Below are 18,813 nucleotides of genomic sequence, written 5' to 3'. Positions count from 1 at the left end.
GTGGGGACCAGGCCGCGCACGGCCAGGGCCGCGCCCGCGCCGAGGGCCATCCCGGCGGCGACGTCGCTGGGGTAGTGCACACCGGTGTAGATCCGGGAGAACGCCACAGACCAGGCGACCGGCAGCACCACGGCGCCCCAGCGGGGCGATTCCAGGGCGACGCCGGCGGCGAACGCGGCGGCCGACGCGGCGTGGCCGGACGGGAAGGACGTGGTGCCGGGCTGTCGCGACAGCCGGCGCATCACCGGCACGGCGTCGAGGACCGGGCGGTTGCGGCGCACCGCGCCCTTGCCGACGGTGTTGACCACCGCCGACGCCACCGCCAGCGACGCGGCGCCGCGCAGGGCGGCGCGCCGGCCGGTGCGGCCGCCGACGGCCGCGATGCCGGCCGCGACCCCGAACCACAGCAGCCCGTGGTTGGCCGCCTTGCTGAGCCGCGGCAGCACCGGCTCGGCGGCGGGCCACGAACGGGTCGCCACGTTCAGGAACAGCTCCTTGTCCCATGCGCTCAGGATCCGGCGCACAACGGCTACCTCCACGATCGATCGATTCCCGGACGGTGCGGTCGGTGCGGGCGCGCGGCGCGCGGGACCGGTGGACCGGCCCCGCGGCCCGCGTCGCGGTCGTGCGGCCCGTCAGGCCTCCGGGCGCATGCCCAGCGTCCGTACGACTTCCTGGACGTTGGCGTACCGCCGGTTGTCGCCGGGGAGTCCGTCCACCAGGTCGGTCAGGGGGTCCGGCGCGTGCCGGTCGCGCAGGGCCCGCAGCAGGTCGCCGCGCCGGGCGGGGAACGGCTCCCGGGTCAGATGCCTGCCGAGCTCGAACCGCACCGCCGTGCCCTCGGGGGCACCCGCCCAGGCGGGCCCGGTGCCGACCTCGGGGTCGTCGTCGGCGGCGGGTTCGGGGTCGTGCCACTCCTCGACCCGGGTGGAGTGCCCGGAGCGCAGCAGCTCGCGCAGCTCGTGCTTCATCTCGTCGTCACGGTGGACGCTCAGACGGTCGCTTCCTCGTTGCACGGTGGCTCCTTTCCTCAGGGGTCAGGTCTCTCCATCGTCTACCCGGACCAGGGGTCCGATGCCTGTTGAATGCCCACAGAAGCGGATGAATCCCCGCACCGGGGGTACCAAACGGGCGAGGTGACAGGAGGCGAAAGGAAGGTGCGCGACCCATGAGCCGCTACCCCGGCGGGGTCGACCCCGCAGACCTGGACGAACGACAACTGGTGCAGGAACTGGAGTCGGTCCACCGGACCCGCCACGAGACGCTGCTCTACGGCTCCGGGGCGGCCCTCGACGCCCACAACTCGCGGATGGCGGCCCTGGAGGGCGAGTACCTGCGCCGTCATCCCCATCGGATGGTCTCCGCCGGCCGTACGCGGGCCGGGGCGAGGGCCCGGACCCTGCGCATGCCGGTCCAGGCGCAGCAATAGCGGACCGGGCGAGGAGACCTCGCGGATCCGGGGCGCGCGGCCCCCCGACGGCCGCCGCACGCCTCTCCTGCCGCTCGCGGTCGCGTCCACTACCACCGGTACCAGCGCGAGCCGCCGGAACCGCTCCGTGCCACGAATCCGAGCAGCCACAGCACCAGGACGACCAGGGCGGCCCACCACAGGACGTCGACCGCGAAAGCCGCGCCGAACAGGACGAGGGCCAGTAGCAGGACGACGAGCAGCGGGACCATGGGAACACCTCCTGGATTCCGGTTGCCCTGGATTCCCGGTGGCACGCAGCGGGATTCGCGCGCCCCGGCGGCGGGAGCGCGGAGCGCGTGCGAGGGTGGCGGCGGGGGCCGGGCCGTGCCCGGTCGCCGGATCCCGCCGGTCACCCGATCCCACCGGAGGTACGGATGCAGCGGACCTCACCGCCGGCCCCTGCCGGGCGCCTCGCGCGGGCCGGTCTGCGCCCTGACCCGGGGTTGCCGGTGCCGCCGTACTGGGCGGAGCGGCTGTCCGCGGGCATGCCGGGCGGTGCCGTGCCGGAGCCGCCCGGGGGCGGTGAGGCGGTGCGCGCGGCCGCCGCGGGTCACTGGGAGCGCCGTGGGCTCGCCACGACCGCGGCCGACACCGTCGCCGCGCCGGGCGCGGAGCCCCTGCTGCTGGCGCTGCTCGCCGCGGTGGACGGCGACGTCGTGCTCGCCAGGCCCGCCGCCGCCTGGCAGGCGCCGCTGGTGCGGACCCTGGGCCGGCGCGCCACGACCGTGCAGACCCCCGCGGTGGGCGGCGGCGCACCCGACCCCTTCGCCCTGCTGGAAACGGTACGCCGGGCCCGCGCGGAGGGCAGCGACCCGCGCGTGCTGCTCATGTCGGCCGCCGACGACCCCAGTGGGACGGTGACGCCCCCGGAACTGCTGCACGAGGTGTGCGAGGCGGCCGAGCAGTGCGGGCTGCTGCTGGTCTCCGACGAGACGTACGCCGACACGGTGCACCATCCGCACGAGACCGTGCTGCTCACCCCCGCCGAGATGCTGCCCGGCCGGACGATCGTCGTCGTGGACCTGTGCGCCGCCCTGGCCCCGCCGTCCTGGCCCGTGGCGATCGCCCGCTTCCCGGCCACCGCCGAGGGCGCGCGCCTGCGTGCCGCCGTGGCGGACCGCTGCGCCGGGCTGCGCGCGGTGCTTGCGGAGCCGGTGGCCGCCACGGCCGCCCACGCGCTCGCCGAGGGCGCGGACGTCCGGGCCCATCTCGCCGCCGCCACCCGCCTGCACGCCGCCCTCGGCGCTGCCTCGTACGTGGCGGTCACCCGTGCGGGCGCCTTGTGCCGCCCACCCGAAGCGGGCTTCCACCTCTACGCCGACCTCGGCCCCCTGCGGCACGCCCTGGCAGCCGCCGGCGTCACGGACGCGCCCACCCTGGAGGCCGCCCTGTCCGCCCGCCTCGGCCGGCCGGTCCCCGGCGGCCACCGCTTCGGCGACGACCCGTCCGCCCTCCACGTCCGCATCGACACCGGCCCCCTCCACGGCACCGACGACCGCCAGCGCCACGCCGCCCTCACCTCCGCGTCCCCCCTCGAACTCCCCCACGTCGCCGCGGCGTTGTCCGACCTCGAGTCCGCGATCACCGGCCTGGCCAGGGGCGCCGCCTGAGCCTCGCTGGTGACGGTGACGGCTCTGCCGCAGGACGCCGCGCGCGAGTTCGCCGAGCGGGCCGCCCACCGCGGTCGTGCTCGTGCTCGTCGCCCAGATCGCCCACGGCCTGGTGACCAACCCCTTCTACCAGTGGGACCGCTTCGCGTACTGGTTCGTCCGGCCGGTGATCCTGGACGGGCTGCTCATCACCCTGGAGGTGGCCGCGTACAGCGCTGTGCCCGGCCTGCTCGGCGGGATCGCGCTCGCACTGGCCAGGCTCTCCGGCAGCCCCGTGCTGCGCGCCGTCAGCTGGACGTACACCTGGCTGTTCCGCTCGGTGCCGCTCATCGTCGTGCTGCTGTTCCTGTACAACTTCAGTGCGGTGCCCGCCGGCCCGGGCTTCCGCGGCGTACCGCGGCGCGACGGGTGCGCTGACGTGACGGCGTGGAGATCGCTCCGCGCCGGTGCCGCGGCCGAGGTCGTCTGGCCGGGCACGAACGCGGGGCCGTCCGGGGCGAGTTCCGCGAAGCGGCTGTCCCCCTGGGTGCGCGGTGTGAGTGCGGGCGGGTTCGGCACGGAGCCGCTGCGGGCGCGATGAGGCCGGCGCAGGGCGCGCGTGGCTGCTGCGGCAGGGGCCGTCAGCGCCGTGCGCCCGCGCGGGCTGCGGGCCCCCGGGCGGCCGGGGTGAGGCCTATGTGACCCGTGGGTGCCGACCCGCGGCCGTAGGGGCGCCGGCTGCGGGGCGGCGCCATCCGCCTTCCCAGGCACCGTTGCGCAACCGCGCAACCGCCGCAGGCCCGGTGCCCTGACGACGGCGCGTACCTGGGCCCGCTGCCGCGCTCTCCAGCCGGTAGGCCGCGAGCGGCGCCTTGAAGACGGGCGTGGATGGCGGGGCTACATCCGTGGACGTCGGCGGGTCCGGGGCCCCCGGGAGGCGGTCGGTGGCCGGGGTGTCGTCGGGGGGTGGTGTGAGCGCCTTCGGTACGGAGCCGGCGTGGGCGCGCGTGGCGGCCGGGGGTGTCGTCCGACCTGATGACGAGCGGCGTTTGGGCCGGATTGTTCGGGGATCCGCGAGCACTGTGCGCCCGGCCGGCCGAAGGGGCGGCCGTGGGTCCGGAAGCACCCCCCGCCGGGAGGCGGTCAGTGGCCGGGGTGTTCGGCCGGCGTGTCGTCGGGGGTGGCGGAGGTCGCCCTGAGGCCGTGCAGGCGGCGCCAGAGCTGGGGGGCGGAGGCGATGAGGAGGGTGAGCGCGACGGCGAGCAGGACGCCCTGCCACGGCTCGGGGAAGAGGGTGCCGCCGAGGATGCCGATGAGCTGGTAGGCCGCCGCCCAGGCCAGGCAGGCGGGGACGTCGCCGCGCGCGAAGCGGCGGACGGGCATCTCGGCGAGCAGGCAGGCGACCATCACCGGGATGCGCCCGGCGGGTATCAGGCGGGACAGGACGAGGACGGCGACGCCGTGGTCGTCGAGCCGGCGTTGCGCGTCGGCCAGGCGTGCGGGATCGGCGCGTTGCTGGAGCTGCCGCAGCCAGCGCGAGCCGTTGCGGGAGCGTACGCCGCGGTGGCCGAGCAGGTAGAGGCCCATATCGCCGAGGAAGGCGGCGCCCGCGGCGACGACGAAGACCAGCGCGAGGGAGAAGGGGGCGGTCTGGTGGAAGGCGACGACGGCGGCGCTGCTGACGAGCGCGCCGGTGGGCACGACCGGCACGAGCGAGCCGAGCACGACCAGCAGGAAGAGCGAGGGGTAGCCGACCACCTGGCCGGTGGACTGGGAGGAGGTCTGCTCCGCGAGCAGGGTGAGTCCGCTCACCTGGCGGCCTCCAGCAGCATGCTCTCGCCGTGCTCCAGCCGGTGCACCGCCACCGCCGGTGCCAGCTGCCCGGCGAGCCGGACGAACTCCTCGCCGGGGGCGTGGAATTCGTGCGGCCGGACGGCGTCCATGCCGATCGGCCAGTACGTCCCGTAGTGGATGGGGACGGCGGCGCGCGGGGCGAGCCGCGCCAGGGCCCGGGCGGCGCGCCCGGCGTCGAGGTGGCCGGTGCCGAGGAACGGTCCCCAGCCGCCGACGGGCAGCAGGGCGGCGTCGCAGGGGCCGACCTCGTCCGCCATCCCGTCGAACAGCCCGGTGTCCCCGGCGAAGTAGGTCCGTTCCTCGCCCACCAGCACGTAGCCCAGCGCGGGGGAGCGGCGCGGCCCGTACGGCAGGCGCCGTCCGTCGTGCGCGGCGCTCACCACGCGTACCGTCAGCGCGTCCACCTTCACCTCGTCACCGGGGGCGACCTCGGTCAGCTCCAGCCGCCGGTCCGCCGCGAGCCGCCGCAGCCGGGGCACCGCGGCGGGGGCCCCGCGCGGCACCAGTACCCGGGTACCCCGGGAGAGCCGGGCCAGCGAGCCGGTGTGCAGGTGGTCGGCGTGCAGGTGGGAGATGACGGCGACGTCCGCCAGGGCCGCGCCCGGCGGCGGGACCGCGCCGCGCCGCCTGCGCAGGTGGGCCAGGCGCGGGGCGAAGAGCGGATCGGTGAGCACGCGCACCCCCGAGTCCCGCACGGTCACCGTCGCGTGTCCCCACCAGGTGATCTCGACCGCCACTCGTGCCTCCTCGTCTCGCCCCGAGCCTATGCTCCGGCGCGCCCGCCGTGTGCCCCCGGTGCGCCGCGGGGCCCAGGGGGGACTGTGACAGTCTGGGGGTATTCGTGTTCGGGGACGCGCGGGGACGTGCGCAGACGTGAGGAGACGTGGAGAGGGTGGGCGTGCTGCGTCGGTGGCGGGCCGCCGGGGGCGCGATCGTCCGCGTGCTGGTCGTGTGGGTGGTGGTGACGGCGACGATGGCCGTGCTCGCCGGGATCCTGCCCGACTTCCGCATCCAGTCGCCCGGCGGCGACAGCCCCACCCGCATCGCGGTGACGGCGGCGGCCGCCGCCGGTGCCTTCGGTCTGCTGAGCGCGCTGGTCTGGCCGGTGCTGGTACGGGCCGTGCTGCTGGTGCCCGCGCTGGTGCTGGGCCTGCTGGTGTTCTTCCTCAACGGCTCGCTGCTGCTGCTCGCCTTCCGCTTCACCCCCGACTGGCAGGGTGACATCGCGCCGGCCACGGCCGTGGTGATCGCCGCCGTGATGTCGGCGGCGTCGTCCGCGACGAGCACGACGCTCGCCATGCGCGACGACGCGGCGTACGGCCGGCGCCTGGCGCGCCTGGCCGGCCGGCGTCGCGGGGGCGCGGGCCACGACCCCGCCGGCGCGGACGGCCCGCGGGAGCCGGGCTTCGTCTTCGTCCAGCTGGACGGCGTCGGGCACGACGTGCTGCGCGAGGCCGTGCGCCCGGTGACGCGCAAGGGGAGGCTGCGCCCCCCGGCGATGGAGACCGTCGCCGACTGGCTCGACGGCAGCCACCGCCTGGTGCCGTGGACCACCGACTGGAGCAGCCAGACCGGCGCCAGTCAGCTGGCCATCCTGCACGGCAGCAACGAGGACGTGCCCGCCTTCCGCTGGTACGAGAAGGAGACCCGGCAGGTCATGGTCTGCAACCGGCCCTCGTGCGCGGCCGAGCTGGAGCGCCGCGCGGTCGCCCGCACCGGGCGGGCGGGGCTGCTGGCGCCGGACGGCGCAAGCCGGGGCAACCTGTTCAGCGGCGGCGCCGAGCAGCTGGCGCTCGTGATGTCGGTGTCGACCCGTCGCCGGCGCTTCTCCGCCGACCGGCTCGCGATGGCACGGCTGCGGTCCCGGGCGGTCGGCGCCCCGGAGGGCGGCGATCCCGCGGCCGTCCTCGCCCGGGTCGGCGCCACCCGCTCCCGGACCGGCTACTTCGCGTACTTCTCCGACCCGGCCAACGCGGTGCGCACCGCCGCGTCCTTCGTCGCGGAGGTCGTGCGCGAGATCACGGAGTCCACCTCGGCGCGGCTGCGTCACGAGCGTCCCCGGGTGCGGCGCGGCGGCCTCTACCCCTTCCTGCGGGCCTTCGCCACCGTCGTCGAGCGCGACGTGGCGGTGGCGGCCGTGGTCGGCGACATGCTCGCCGGGCGGGGTGCCGTCTACGCCGACCTCGTCGCGTACGACGAGGTCGCGCACCACTCGGGGCCGCGCAGCCGGGACGCGATGCGGGTGCTGCGGCGTCTGGACCGCGCCATCCGCCTGATCGCCGACGCCTCCCGGTACGCGCCGCGCCCCTACCGGATCGTGCTGCTGTCCGATCACGGCCAGAGCGAGGGCGAGACCTTCGAGTCCGCGTACGGGCTGACCCTGCGGGACCTGGTCCGGGCGGGGTGCGGGCTGCCGGTGCGCCGCCGCGTGCGGGGCACGGCCAGCGGCGCCGAGGCGCGCGCGGCGGCCCGTGCGGCACTGCACCGCCCGGAGCACGGGGGCCGCGCGGGCGAGGAGCAGGAGACGGCGGGGCCGTCCTCGGACCCGGTGGTGCTGGCCTCGGGGAACCTGGCGCTGATCTCCTTCCCCGACCTCCCGGGGCGGGCGGACCGGCAGGGCGTCGAGGCCCGCCACCCGGCCCTGCTGCGGACGCTGGCCGAGCACCCGGGGGTCGGCTTCGTGCTGGTCCTGGACCGGGAGCGCGGGCCGCTGGTGCTGGGCGGGGACGGCGGCGAGCACGAGCTGGAGACGGGCCGGGTCACCGGCCGCGACCCGCTGGCGCCGTTCGGGCCGGGCGCGGCGGCCGCGGTGCTGCGCACCGCCCGCTTCCCGCACGCCGCCGACCTCATGGTCAACTCGGCGTACGACCCGGTCACCCGGACCGTGCACGCCTTCGAGGAGCAGGTGGGCTCGCACGGCGGCCTGGGCGGCGACCAGAGCCGGGCCTTCCTGCTGCACCCGTTCGACCTGGACGGTCCCGATCCGCTGGAACGCCTGGTGGGCGCCGGGGCCGTGCACGAGCTGCTGGGCGGCTGGCTCGGCCGCAAGCCCCTGGCGCAGGCGCCCCCGGTCGAGGACGGCAAGGACGAGCAACCGGTCGTCGGCTGACGCGCCGCGCACGGGACTGGTGTCCGGCGCGGGTCTCCTTCGGGTGGATCGCACGGCCGCCGGGGGCGCACCGGCGCAGGCCCGCCACGTACGGGTGATTGACCTACGGGCGCCGCTGCTGGACGCTTGCCCGCGATCGATCGGACGGTGTGCGCGGGCGGGGTCCGCGGGTGGGGGAGGCTGCGATGCCGTACTACGAGGACCTGAGCCCGTACGCCTACTTCACAGAAACGATTCCGCCGGACGTCTCCGCCCGCGCCGTCGGCTGGCTGGACCCCGCCCGCCCCTACCCGCAGGCGGAGCCCTCCGAGGAGTTCGCCGACCGCCTCTTCGCCCTGTGCCGCGACCACCTGTGCGCCATCACCCACGGCTGGTACGGCTGCACCCTGTGCCGCCGCAGGCTGGTCGGGGGCGGTCGCTTCAAGCCGGTGAGCGTGTCCCGCGGCGGCGAGCGGATCCTCGTGGGCCACGGCGAGGTACGGGTGGAGGGCGGCGCCGGCACCTGGCTGATCGCGCCCGACCTGGTCGTCCACTACGTCCTGGCCCACCGCTACGCCCCGCCCGAGCCCTTCGTCGAGGCCGTCCTGGCCGGCCGCGTCGTCGTCGGCTGCCGGTAGGCCCCACCGGCTCAGGGACTGATCGCGAGCACCATGTACGCCGCCAGCAGGGCCAGGTGCACCGCGCCCTGCAGCGGCGTGGCGCGTCCCGGTATCACCGTCAGGGTGCCCACGGCGACGGTGATCGCCAGCAGCACCATGTGCGTGGCGCCGAGCCCCAGCAGCAGCGGGCCGGACATCCACACCGAGGCCACCGCGACCGCCGGGATGGTCAGCCCGATGCTCGCCATCGCCGAGCCGAGCGCCAGGTTGAGGCTGGTCTGCACACGGTCGCGGGCGGCCGCGCGCACCGCGGCGATGGTCTCGGGCAGCAGCACCAGCAGGGCGATGACGACGCCGACGAAGGAGGACGGCAGGCCGGCGTACTGCACGCCCTGCTCGATCGTCGGCGACTCCACCTTGGCCAGCCCCACGACCGCGACCAGCGCCACCACCAGCAGCGCCAGGCTGAACAACGCGGCGCGGACGGTGGGCGGGACGGAGTCGTCCTCCGAGACGTCGATCACCTCGCCGCCCGGCTTCACCGGCAGGAAGTACGCGCGGTGCCGCACCGTCTGCGTCGCGACGAACAGGCCGTACAGCACCAGCGACGCCAGCGCGGCGAAGGTGAGCTGGGCGGTGGAGAAGCGCGGGCCCGGGGTGCTGGTGGTGAACGTCGGCAGCACGAGGCTGAGGGTGGCGAGCGTCGCCACCGTCGCCAGGGAGGCGCCCGTGCCCTCCGGATTGAAGACCGCCACCCGCCGGCGCAGCGCCCCCACCAGCAGGCAGAGCCCCATGATGCCGTTGCACGTGATCATGACCGCGGCGAAGACGGTGTCACGGGCCAGGCCCGCGCTCTTCGGGCCGCCGTCCGCCGTCAGGGTGAGGATCAGGGCCACCTCGATGACGGTCACCGCCACCGCCAGCACGAGCGCGCCGTAGGGTTCACCCACCCGGTGCGCCACCACCTCTGCGTGGTGGACGGCGGCGAGCACCGCGACGGCCAGGAAGACCGCGACGACCACGACCACGGCCACCGGCAGCGTCCGTCCCCACGTCAGGGCCAGCAGGACCACCGAGAGCACCGGGACGAGGACCGTCCAGTGCAGGGCGGACACGGGGAAGCGAGCGGTCATGCCTCCGAGACTGACAGCTCGTCAGGGTCGGCGCGACGCGGGGCGCCCGGACGTGCCGCCGCTCATCGCCCGGCCGGGGGAAACGCCTGTTCGGCCCAGATGGTCTTGCCGGCGGAGGTCTGCCGGGTACCCCAGGACTGGCTCAACTGCGCCACCAGCAGCAGGCCGCGGCCGCCCTCGTCGTCGGACAGGGCACGCCGCAGGTGCGGGGCGGTGCTGCTGCCGTCGGACACCTCGCAGATCAGGGTGCGGTCGCGGATGAGCCGCAGCTGGATCGGCGGCGCGCCGTACCGGATGGCGTTGGTGACCAGCTCGCTCACCACCAGCTCGGTGACGAACACCGCGTCCTCCAGGCCCCAGGCGACCAGCCGCTCCGCCACCGCCTGCCGGGCGTCCGCGACGTGCGCGGGGTCGCCGGGCAGGTCCCACACCGCGACCTGGCCGTCGTCGAGCGCCCGGGTACGGACGAGCAGCAGCGCGACGTCGTCGACCGGACGGTCCGACGGGAGGGTCTTCAGGACGGTGTCGCAGGCCGCCTCCATCGTCGGGGCCGGGGCGGCCAGCGCGGCGCGCAGCCGCGCCAGGCCGGCGTCCAGGTCGAAGTCCCGGCTCTTGACCAGGCCGTCGGTGTAGAGCGCGAGCATGCTGCCCGCCGGCAGCTCCAGCTCGACCGCCTCGAACGGCAGCCCCCCGACGCCCAGCGGCGGGCCCGCGGACATCGGGACCATCTCGACCCTGCCGTCGGGGAGGCGCACGGCGGGCGGCGGGTGCCCGGCGCTGGCGAGGGAGCAGCGGCGCGCGATCGGGTCGTACACGGCGACCAGGCAGGTCGCGCCCAGCTCGCCGCTGGTCTCGGCGGGCGACACCTCCCGGCCGTGGCCGTCCTCGGGGTCCAGGTGCGAGACGAGGTCGTCGAGGTGGGTCAGCAGCTCGTCCGGCGCCAGGTCCACGTCCGCGAGGGTGCGCACCGCCGTCCGCAGCCGGCCCATCGTCGCCGAGGCGTGGATGCCGTGGCCCACGACGTCGCCCACGACCAGGCCCACCCGCGTGCCGGACAGCGGGATGACGTCGAACCAGTCGCCGCCGACCCCTGCCCGGGCCCCGGCCGGCAGGTAGCGCGAGGCGACCTCCACCGCGGCCTGCTCGCGCAGCCGCAGCGGCAGCAGACTGCGCTGGAGGGTCAGCGCCGTGGAGTGCTCCCGCGTGAAGCGGCGGGCGTTGTCGACGCACACCGCGGCCCGCCCCGCGAGCTCCTCGGTCAGCGTCAGGTCGTCCTCGGTGAACAACTCCGGACGCGCCCAGCGGATGAACACCGCCACCCCGAGGGTGATGCCGCGCGCCCGCAACGGCACCGCCAGCACCGAATGGATGCCGTACTCCTGGACCTTGGCGTCCCGCAGGCTGTTCTGCGCCAGCCACAGCGTGAAGTCCGGGTGCCCCAGCCGGCTGAGCACGGGACGGCCGGTCGCCAGGGCCCGGGACGGCGGGGAGAACTCCGGGTAGACGTCGAGCTCGCCGAGGTCGACGGCCGCGTCCGGGGCGCGGCCCGACGCGGTGCGGTGGGCGACCCGGCGCAGCTCCACGCCGAGGCCGGGCGGTCCCGGCGGGGGCTCCTCGCCGTGCAGCACCGAGTCCAGCAGGTCCACGCTGGCGAAGTCGGCGAAGCGCGGCACGGCCAGCTCCGTCAGCTCGTCGGCGGTGTGCACCACGTCCAGGGTGGTGCCGAGCCGTGCGCCGGCCTCGTTCAGCAGGGCCAGCCGCCGGCGCCCCCGGAACTGCTCGGTGCTGTCGAACGCCGCGCTCGCCACGCCCCGGATCCGGCCCTGCGGGTCCCGCACCGGCCACATCTCGGTGTTCCACGCCCGGTCGCCGACGGTGGCCCCGGCGGCGGCCGGGCTCTCGTAGTGCGCCGGCCGGCCGGTCTCCGCGACCTGCCGCAGGTGGGCGTTGAACCCGCGGCGACCCTCGTCGTCCAGGAGCGCCCCGGAGAACGGCCGGCCGGTCAGGTCCGCCGCCGGGACACCGATCATGTCCGCCGCGGCGTCGTTGACCCGGTGGTAGCGCAGCCCGGTGTCGTACGTGGCCATGGCCACGGACGACTGCTGGAAGGCCCACAGCAGGAGCGCGGTGTCCGGGTCGGCGCAGGAGGCCGTCACGACACAGCCGCCGGGCCGGTCGTCGGCGTCCAGCGCGGGGGAGACCCGTACGTCGAGGTCGAGTTCCCGCCCGTCCCGCCGGTGCGCCCGCACCCGGCCGCGCCACTCCCGGTCGAGCGCGATCGCCTGCGCCTGCGCACCGAACACCTCGGCGACGGGCCGTCCCACCGCCTCCGCCGCCGCGTGTCCGAGCAGCCGTCGTGCCCCCGCGCTCCATCCCGTGACCACCCCCCGCGCGCTGACGGTGACCACGGCCGTGGCGGCCGGGTCCCCGGGGTCACTCGTGTTCATCGTCGGCGATCACACACCCGTCGCAGTCCCTACCTCCCCAGGGTGCGCGCTCCGCAGGACACCATCAAATCGGCCGGGGCCGCCCCCGCGGCCGCTGTGATGGTGTCCTGCGGCCACTGTCGGTGGCGGCGGCGATACTGCCGCCATGCGCGCGAGCCGGCTGGTCTCCCTCCTCCTGCTCCTCCAGTCGCGGGGGCGGATGACCGCCGCGGAGCTGGCGGAGGAGCTGGAGGTGTCCGTACGGACGATCTACCGCGACGTGCAGTCGCTGCACGAGGCGGGCATCCCGCTGTACGGCGACGCCGGGCACGACGGCGGCTACCGGCTGCTCGACGGCTACCGCACCCGGCTGACGGGCCTGACCGCCGACGAGACGCAGGCGTGGTTCCTGGCCGCCCTGCCCGATCCGGCCGCGCAGCTGGGGCTCGGGGAGGCCGCGGCGGCGGCCCGGCTGAAGTTCAGCGCCGCGCTGCCGCCGGCGCTGCGGGAACGGGCGGAGCGGGTGCGGGGGCGGTTCCTGCTGGACGCGCCCGGCTGGTACAGCTCCGAGGAGCAGGTGCCGCACCTGCCCGTGGTGGCCGACGCCGTGTGGAACCGGCAGGCCGTACGGGTGCGGTACCGCCGCTGGCGCGAGCCCGCCGAGACCGACCGCAGGCTCGAACCGTACGGTCTGGTGCTCAAGGCGGGCCGCTGGTACGTGGTCGCCCACGACGGGAGCGACCCGCGCACCTACCGGGTCGACCAGATGCTCGAGGTGCGCGCCCTCGACGAGACGTTCGCGACCCCGCCCGGCTTCGACCTCGCCGCGTACTGGCGGGAGTACCTCGCCGGGTTCCACGCACGGCTCCACCGGGACACGGCCCTGATCCGGGTGTCACCGCGCGGTGCCGAGCGGCTGCCCGCGCTGCTGTCACGCCCCGTGGCCCGGGCGGTGGCCGAGGACGGCGAGCGGGAGCCGGACGGCTGGGTCCGCGCCCGCGTGCCCATCGAGTCGGTCGCGCACGCGCACGGCGAGTTCCTCAGGCTCGGCGCGGACCTCGAAGTCCTGGCGCCGGCTCCGCTGCGGGAGCTGCTGGCGGAGTCGGCGCGGGCGCTGGCCGTCCTCTACGGGCCGCCGCGCTCCACACCGCCGCCCCTGCGGCCGCCACCGCGCTGAGACCGGCGACCGCCGCGAAGCCGGTCAGGAGTCCGGCGCGGGCGGTGACCGCCGAGGTCCCGAGCATCACGGCCACGGTCGCGGCGAGCCCGTACGCGTTCGCCGCCCCGAAGGCCCGCCCCACGCGGCCCTCGTCGACCGCGGCCATCAACAGCGTCCGCGAGGCGATGCGCGCCTGCCCGAAGACGAAGGCCCCGGCCGGCACGAGCAGCAGCAGCCCCGTCACGCCGAACCGGGGCTGCAGCGCGAACAGCACGGCGCAGAGCGCGAAACCGGTGAGCGCGAGCCGCAGGTCCCCCAGCCGGGCCCCCGTCCGCCGGTACGCGGCCGCCGCGAGCAGGAAGCCCGCACCGCCGAGCGCGTCCACCGCACCGACGACGGCGGCGCCCCGGTGCAGCTGGGCGATGACCAGCACCGGCATCAGGGCGTTGAAGACGGTCACCACCACGCTGCCCTGGGCGTACAGCAGGACCAGCGGGCCGAGCGGCGCCCGCGACGGGACCGGCCGCACCGCGGCCGAGGCGGCGGTGCCCGAAGTGACGGGCTTCCCCACCCCGCGGCCGGTCGCCAGGACGAGGACCGCGGAGGCCACGAAGGTCGCCGCGTTGAACACGAACAGCGGGGCAGGGCCGGCGAACTGCAGCGCTAGACCGCCCACCGCCGCCGACAGCAGCATCCCGCTCTGCAACGCCATCTCGTAGTGGGCGTTGAACCGCCGCAGCCGCCCCGCGGGCACCCGCTCCTTGATCAACGCCGCGCTCACCGGCACGAAGAGCGCGGCCGTCACGGCCAGCGCGAAGTTGCTGCCGTAGACGACCGCCCCCCGCGGCCAGCCCAGGACCGTACCCAGCGCAGGCACCAGGGCCACGGCGGCGCTGAGCAGGTCGCAGCCCGCCCACAGCGCCCGCCGGTCGAAACGGTCGGCGACCCGGCCGAACAACGGCGACAGCACGGCCTGGGGGACGGCGACGGCGATGAAGAGCCAGCCCACGTCGAGCAGCGAGCCCTGGGCGCGCACCATCAGCAGGGCCGCGGCGATGAGCTGGATGTTGTTGCCCAGGGAGGTGATGAACACGGCGGGCAGGAGGAGACGTTGCGTTCGTCCGGTGGTGGTCACGGGGAACGATGGTCCGGCTTTCCGCTGACGTCTGCTGTCAGGGGGTGCGGCGGGGCGGCCCGGGTTAATCAGTGGACGGGCCGCCGTCGTTCCCGACAGCATTCCGCCGATGACACGAACAGACACGCCCACCGCATGGGACGAGCGCTCCGCGCTGACGACCCTCCTCGACTACGCCCGCGACACCGCCCGCGCCAAGTGCGAGGGCGTCACGCCCGAGCACGCCCGCAGCGCCCCGCTCCCGGGTTCGCCGCTGATGACGCTCAGCGGACTGGTCAACCATCTCCGCTGGGTCGAGTACTACTGGTTCGAGGTGGTGTTCCTCGGCGGCGAGGACGAGGGCCCCTGGACGGAGGAGGACCCCGACCGCGAGATGCGGATCGCCGTGGACCTCCCCCTCGCCGACGTGCTGGCGGACTACGAGGCGCACACCGCCCGCTATCGCGAGCTCGTCGCCGGGCTCGACCTGGACGCCGTCGCCAAGCGCCCCATCCGCGACGGCCGCCACCCCAACCTGCGCTGGATCCTGCTGCACCTCGTCGAGGAGACCTCCCGCCACAACGGCCACCTCGACCTCCTGCGCGAACTGGTCGACGGCACGACCGGCGTGTAGGTGTCGTCGGCCCGGATGCGGGTCAGGTGCCGGCGCCTACGGTCGCCGCGCCGCGGCGAGCCCGGCCAGTCGCGCGGCCGCCGTGTCCCAGGCCCGGCCGTCCGCGGCCGGCTCGTACGTCCGCAGCGGCTGGGTGGCCGCGACCAGCGCCCGCATCGCCGCCAGGCCGTCGTGGCCGTCGCCGAACGCGCCGGCGGCGCGGGCCTGGACGAGGATGTTGCCCAGGGCCGTGGCCTCGGTGGGGCCGGCGACGACCGGGAGCCCGGTGGCGTCGGCGGTGAAGCGGCACAGCAGTTCGTTGCGGGAGCCGCCGCCGACCAGGTGGACGCGGTGGATCTCCCGGCCGGCGAGTTCGGCCGCCTCGCGCAGGGTGCGGCGGTGGGCGAGGGCGAGGCTCTCCAGGATGCAGCGGACGACCGCGCCGTGCGACGCCGGAGGCTTCTGGCCGGTCCCGGCGCAGAAGGCGCGGATCCGGGCGGGCATGTCACCGGGCGTCAGGAAGAGCGGGTCGTCCGGGTCGATGAGGGCGGCGAAGGGCTCCGCGGCGGCCGCCGCGGCGAGCAGTTCCTGCAGGGGCAGGCCCTCCTGCTGCTGCTCCCAGGTGCGGCGGCACTCCTCCAGCAGCCACATGCCCATGATGTTGCGCAGGTAGCGGATGGTGCCGTCGACGCCGCGCTCGTTGGTGAAGTTGGCGAGGCGCGAGGCCTCCGTGAGCACCGGGGCGTCCAGCTCCAGGCCCGCCAGCGACCAGGTGCCGCACGAGATGTACGCGAAGTGCGGCCCGGTGGCCGGGACCGCGGCCACCGCGGAGGCGGTGTCGTGCGAGGCCACGGTGACGACGGCGGTGTCCGCCGGCAGCCCCGTGTACGCGGCCACGTGGGGCAGGAGCGTGCCGGCGTGGGTGCCCGGGCGGCGCAGCGGCGGCAACAGGCGCGGCCCGATGCCCAGCCGGCCGGGGAGTTCCTCCGCCCAGGTCGCGGTGCGCGCGTCGAAGAGGCCGGTGGTGGAGGCGTTGGTCTCCTCGGCGCCGATGCCGCCGGTGAGCCAGTGGGTGAGCAGGTCGGGGATCATCAGCAGCGTCCTGGCGGCCGCGAACTGGGCGCCGTCACGGGCCGCCGCCAGCTGGAAGACCGTGTTGAAGGGCAGGTGCTGCAGCCCGGTGACCGCGTACAGCTCCTGCGCGCCGATGTCGTCCCTGACCCGCTCGGCGACGTGCTCCGTGCGGCTGTCGCGGTAGTGGTGGGGGATCCCCAGCAGGGCGCCGTCCGCGTCGAGCAGTCCGTAGTCCACCGCCCAGCTGTCGATGCCGACCGACGTGACGCCGTCCCCGGCCCGGGCCGCCAGGCGCAGGCCGTCCAGGCTCTCCCGGAACAGGGCGAGGACGTCCCAGTGGAGTCCGGTGGGCAGCCGTACGGGGGTGTTGGCGAAGCGGTGCACCTCGTCGAGGACGAGGTGGTCCGGGCCCACCCGGCCGAGGATGACGCGGCCGCTGGTGGCGCCGAGGTCGATGGCGGCGAATGGCACGTGGGCCCCTCGTGTTCTGGTCGTTCGGGTCGGAGCGACGGGTGCGGTCGGCGCGGCGCGGCGCGCCGCGGGGGTCGGTGGGTCGTACGGGTGCGGGGGAGCCGGTCGGCCGGCTCCCCCGCGCGGTGCGGTCGGCGTCAGCGCAGGAACGCCGCGGCCACGCCGGCGTCGACCGGGACGTGCAGACCCGTGGTGTGCGTCAGTTCCCCGCCGGTCAGGGCGAAGACCGCGTTGGCGACGTGCTCGGGGAGCACCTCGCGCTTGAGGATGGTGCGCTGGGCGTAGAACTCGCCCAGCTTCTCCTCCGGCACCCCGTACGTCGCGGCGCGCTGGGCGCCCCAGCCGGAGGAGAAGATGCCCGAGCCGCGGACGACCCCGTCGGGGTTGACGCCGTTGACGCGGATGCCGTGCTCGCCGAGCTCGGCCGCCAGCAGCCGGACCTGGTGCGCCTGGTCCGCCTTGGTGGCGGAGTAGGCGATGTTGTTGGGCCCGGCGAAGACCGCGTTCTTGGAGGCGATGTAGACGATGTCGCCGCCGAGCTTCTGCGCGATGAGCACCCGGGCCGCCTCGCGGGAGACGAGGAAGGAGCCGCGCGCCATGATGTCGTGCTGGAGGTCCCAGTCGCGGGCGGTGGTCTCCAGCAGCGGCTTGGACACGGAGATGCCCGCGTTGTTGACCACCAGGTCCACCCCGCCGAAGGCCAGCAGGGCCTCGTCGAAGCCGGCCCGGATGGCGTCCTCACTGGTCACGTCCACGGTGATCGCGACCGCCCGGTCGGGACCGCCGAGTTCCTCCGCGACGGCCCGCGCGCCGTCGGTGTTGACGTCGGCGACGACCACGCAGGCGCCCTCCGCCGCCAGGCGGTGCGCGATGGCCCTGCCGATGCCCGAACCGGCCCCGGTGACCAGGGCGATGCGGGTGGCCAGCGGCTTGGGCTTCGGCATCCGCTGGAGCTTGGCCTCCTCCAGCGCCCAGTACTCGATGCGGAACTTCTCCGCCTCGTCGATGGGGGCGTACGCGGAGACCGCCTCGGCGCCGCGCATCACGTTGATCGCGTTGACGTAGAACTCGCCCGCGACGCGGGCGGTCTGCTTGTCCTTGCCGTAGCTGAACATGCCGACGCCCGGCACGAGGACGATCGCCGGGTCGGCGCCGCGGATGGCGGGGGAGTCCGCGGTGGCGTGCCGGTCGTAGTACGCCTGGTAGTCGGCGCGGTAGGCGGCGTGCAGCTCCTCCAGGCGGGCCACGGCGTCCTCGAGCGGCGCCGTGGGGGGCAGGTCGAGGACGAGCGGGCGGACCTTGGTGCGCAGGAAGTGGTCGGGGCAGGAGGTGCCGAGCGCGGCCAGCCGGGGGTGCTCCGCGTGCGCGAGGAAGTCCAGGACGGGCGCGGAGTCGGTGAAGTGGCCGACCTGCGGGCGGTCCTGGGAGGCGATCGCCCGCAGGACCGGGGCGAGCGCGGCGGCCCGGGCCCGGCGCCCGGCCTCCGGCAGCGGCTCCCAGCCCGGCAGCGGGGCGCCGAACGGGTCCTGCTTGCCGTGGCGCTCCAGGAACTCCTCGGCGGTGCGGATGATCCACAGGGCGTTGCGCTCGCACTCCTCGGAGGTCTCGCCCCAGGCGGTGATGCCGTGACCGCCGAGGATCACACCGACGGCCTGCGGGTTGGCCTCCTTGATGGCGGCGATGTCCAGGCCCAGCTGGAAGCCGGGGCGGCGCCACGGCACCCAGGCGACCTTGTCGCCGAAGCACTCCTGGGTGAGCTTCTCGCCGTCGGCGGCGCAGGCCAGCGCGATGCCCGAGTCGGGGTGCAGGTGGTCGACGTGCGCGGCGTCGACGAGGCCGTGCATGGCCGTGTCGATGGAGGGAGCGGCGCCGCCCTTGCCGTGCAGGCAGTAGTCGAACGCCGCGACCATCTCGTCCTCGCGCTCGGGGCCGGGGTAGACGGCGGTCAGGGCGCGCAGCCGGTCCAGGCGCAGGACGGCGAGGCCGGCCTCGGTGAGCGTGCCCAGGTCGCCGCCCGAGCCCTTGACCCACATCAGGTCCACGGCTCCGCCGGTGACGGGGTCGGTGGCGGTGGCCTTGGCGGAGGCGTTGCCGCCGGCGTAGTTGGTGTTGCGCGGGTCGGCGCCCAGGCGGTGGGCGCGCTCCAGCAGCGCGGCGACTTCCGGATGGGTGGCGGGTGCCATGGGGGTGTCCTTCGGGAG

General features: G+C 75.6%; 15 protein-coding genes and 2 pseudogenes. 7 read left to right on the top strand and 10 right to left on the bottom strand.

Translation table 11 applies throughout. The features are described 5' to 3' along the window. Both PV341_RS33185 and PV341_RS33180 read right to left on the bottom strand, forming a co-directional pair. The coding region (locus PV341_RS33185; protein ID WP_500359762.1) for a phosphatase PAP2 family protein at positions 1–524 on the bottom strand (524 nt) is incomplete at its 3' end. Positions 525–635: 111 nt separating this feature from the next. Continuing rightward, a complete protein-coding gene (locus PV341_RS33180) occupies positions 636–1,016 on the bottom strand; it encodes a DUF2795 domain-containing protein (protein WP_499514844.1) in 381 nt (126 codons plus the stop codon). 152 nt (positions 1,017–1,168) lie between these two features. Here PV341_RS33180 and PV341_RS33175 point away from each other — a divergent pair, with 152 nt between their 5' ends. Further along, entirely contained in the window at positions 1,169–1,429 is a 261-nt protein-coding gene (locus PV341_RS33175) for a DUF6158 family protein (RefSeq protein WP_500321550.1), read from the top strand. An 89-nt stretch (positions 1,430–1,518) separates the two neighbouring features. On the opposite strand, the gene PV341_RS33170 is transcribed toward PV341_RS33175, so the two are convergent. Further along, complete coding sequence (locus PV341_RS33170; RefSeq protein ID WP_500321549.1) at positions 1,519–1,680, bottom strand: hydrophobic protein; 162 nt, start codon at positions 1,678–1,680, stop codon at positions 1,519–1,521. Between the two features lie 165 nt (positions 1,681–1,845). On the opposite strand from PV341_RS33170, the gene PV341_RS33165 reads away from it, so the two are divergent. Together PV341_RS33165 and PV341_RS33160 are read left to right on the top strand one after the other, a co-directional pair. After that, positions 1,846–3,081 carry an aminotransferase class I/II-fold pyridoxal phosphate-dependent enzyme gene (locus tag PV341_RS33165; protein WP_500321548.1) on the top strand — a complete coding sequence of 412 codons (1,236 nt, stop codon included), beginning with the start codon at positions 1,846–1,848 and terminating at the stop codon, positions 3,079–3,081. Between the two features lie 76 nt (positions 3,082–3,157). Further along, positions 3,158–3,466: pseudogene (locus PV341_RS33160) on the top strand (ABC transporter permease subunit); the annotation flags it as partial. Between the two features lie 737 nt (positions 3,467–4,203). Here the strand turns inward: PV341_RS33160 and PV341_RS33155 are convergent. Beyond that, positions 4,204–4,872, bottom strand: a complete 669-nt coding sequence (locus PV341_RS33155; protein WP_500321547.1) for a DedA family protein — start codon at positions 4,870–4,872, stop codon at positions 4,204–4,206. Further along, positions 4,869–5,651 (bottom strand): MBL fold metallo-hydrolase, encoded by a 783-nt coding sequence (locus PV341_RS33150; protein ID WP_500359758.1) that lies wholly within the window; start codon positions 5,649–5,651, stop codon positions 4,869–4,871. Before PV341_RS33150 ends, PV341_RS33155 begins: the two co-directional genes overlap by 4 nt. Positions 5,652–5,806: 155 nt before the next feature. Here PV341_RS33150 and PV341_RS33145 point away from each other — a divergent pair, with 155 nt between their 5' ends. Further along, complete coding sequence (locus tag PV341_RS33145) at positions 5,807–8,023, top strand: phage holin family protein (protein ID WP_500359761.1); 2,217 nt, start codon at positions 5,807–5,809, stop codon at positions 8,021–8,023. 185 nt (positions 8,024–8,208) lie between these two features. Further along, positions 8,209–8,640, top strand: a complete 432-nt coding sequence (locus PV341_RS33140) for a DUF7919 family protein (RefSeq protein WP_500321545.1) — start codon at positions 8,209–8,211, stop codon at positions 8,638–8,640. Between the two features lie 11 nt (positions 8,641–8,651). On the opposite strand, the gene PV341_RS33135 is transcribed toward PV341_RS33140, so the two are convergent. After that, a complete protein-coding gene (locus PV341_RS33135) occupies positions 8,652–9,755 on the bottom strand; it encodes a calcium:cation antiporter (protein ID WP_500321544.1) in 1,104 nt (367 codons plus the stop codon). 62 nt (positions 9,756–9,817) lie between these two features. Next, a complete protein-coding gene (locus PV341_RS33130) occupies positions 9,818–12,202 on the bottom strand; it encodes a SpoIIE family protein phosphatase (protein ID WP_500321543.1) in 2,385 nt (794 codons plus the stop codon). A gap of 145 nt (positions 12,203–12,347) precedes the next feature. Between PV341_RS33130 and PV341_RS33125 the strand changes: the two genes are divergently transcribed. Further along, positions 12,348–13,358, top strand: coding sequence for a helix-turn-helix transcriptional regulator (locus tag PV341_RS33125; RefSeq protein WP_500359757.1), 1,011 nt, complete (start codon positions 12,348–12,350; stop codon positions 13,356–13,358). Positions 13,359–13,527: 169 nt separating this feature from the next. Here PV341_RS33125 and PV341_RS33120 read toward each other — a convergent pair. After that, positions 13,528–14,577, bottom strand: a pseudogene (locus tag PV341_RS33120) (MFS transporter); the annotation flags it as partial. Between the two features lie 7 nt (positions 14,578–14,584). Here PV341_RS33120 and PV341_RS33115 point away from each other — a divergent pair. Continuing rightward, the gene (locus PV341_RS33115; protein WP_500321541.1) at positions 14,585–15,088 is read left to right on the top strand and encodes a DinB family protein; all 504 of its coding nucleotides are present in this window, start codon (positions 14,585–14,587) and stop codon (positions 15,086–15,088) included. A 36-nt stretch (positions 15,089–15,124) separates the two neighbouring features. Here the strand turns inward: PV341_RS33115 and PV341_RS33110 are convergent, their stop codons facing one another. Together PV341_RS33110 and PV341_RS33105 are read right to left on the bottom strand one after the other, a co-directional pair. Beyond that, a complete protein-coding gene (locus PV341_RS33110; RefSeq protein WP_500359756.1) occupies positions 15,125–16,612 on the bottom strand; it encodes a rhamnulokinase in 1,488 nt (495 codons plus the stop codon). Between the two features lie 137 nt (positions 16,613–16,749). After that, positions 16,750–18,795: a bifunctional aldolase/short-chain dehydrogenase gene (locus tag PV341_RS33105; RefSeq protein ID WP_500359760.1), complete on the bottom strand. Its 2,046-nt coding sequence runs from the start codon at positions 18,793–18,795 to the stop codon at positions 16,750–16,752. Positions 18,796–18,813 lie beyond the last annotated feature (18 nt).

The organism is Streptomyces sp. PA03-1a (assembly GCF_033792805.1).
GTDB lineage: Bacteria > Actinomycetota > Actinomycetes > Streptomycetales > Streptomycetaceae > Actinacidiphila.
The sequence above is the reverse complement of the archived record's forward strand: the minus strand, read 5'-3'. Positions and strand labels throughout refer to the sequence as shown.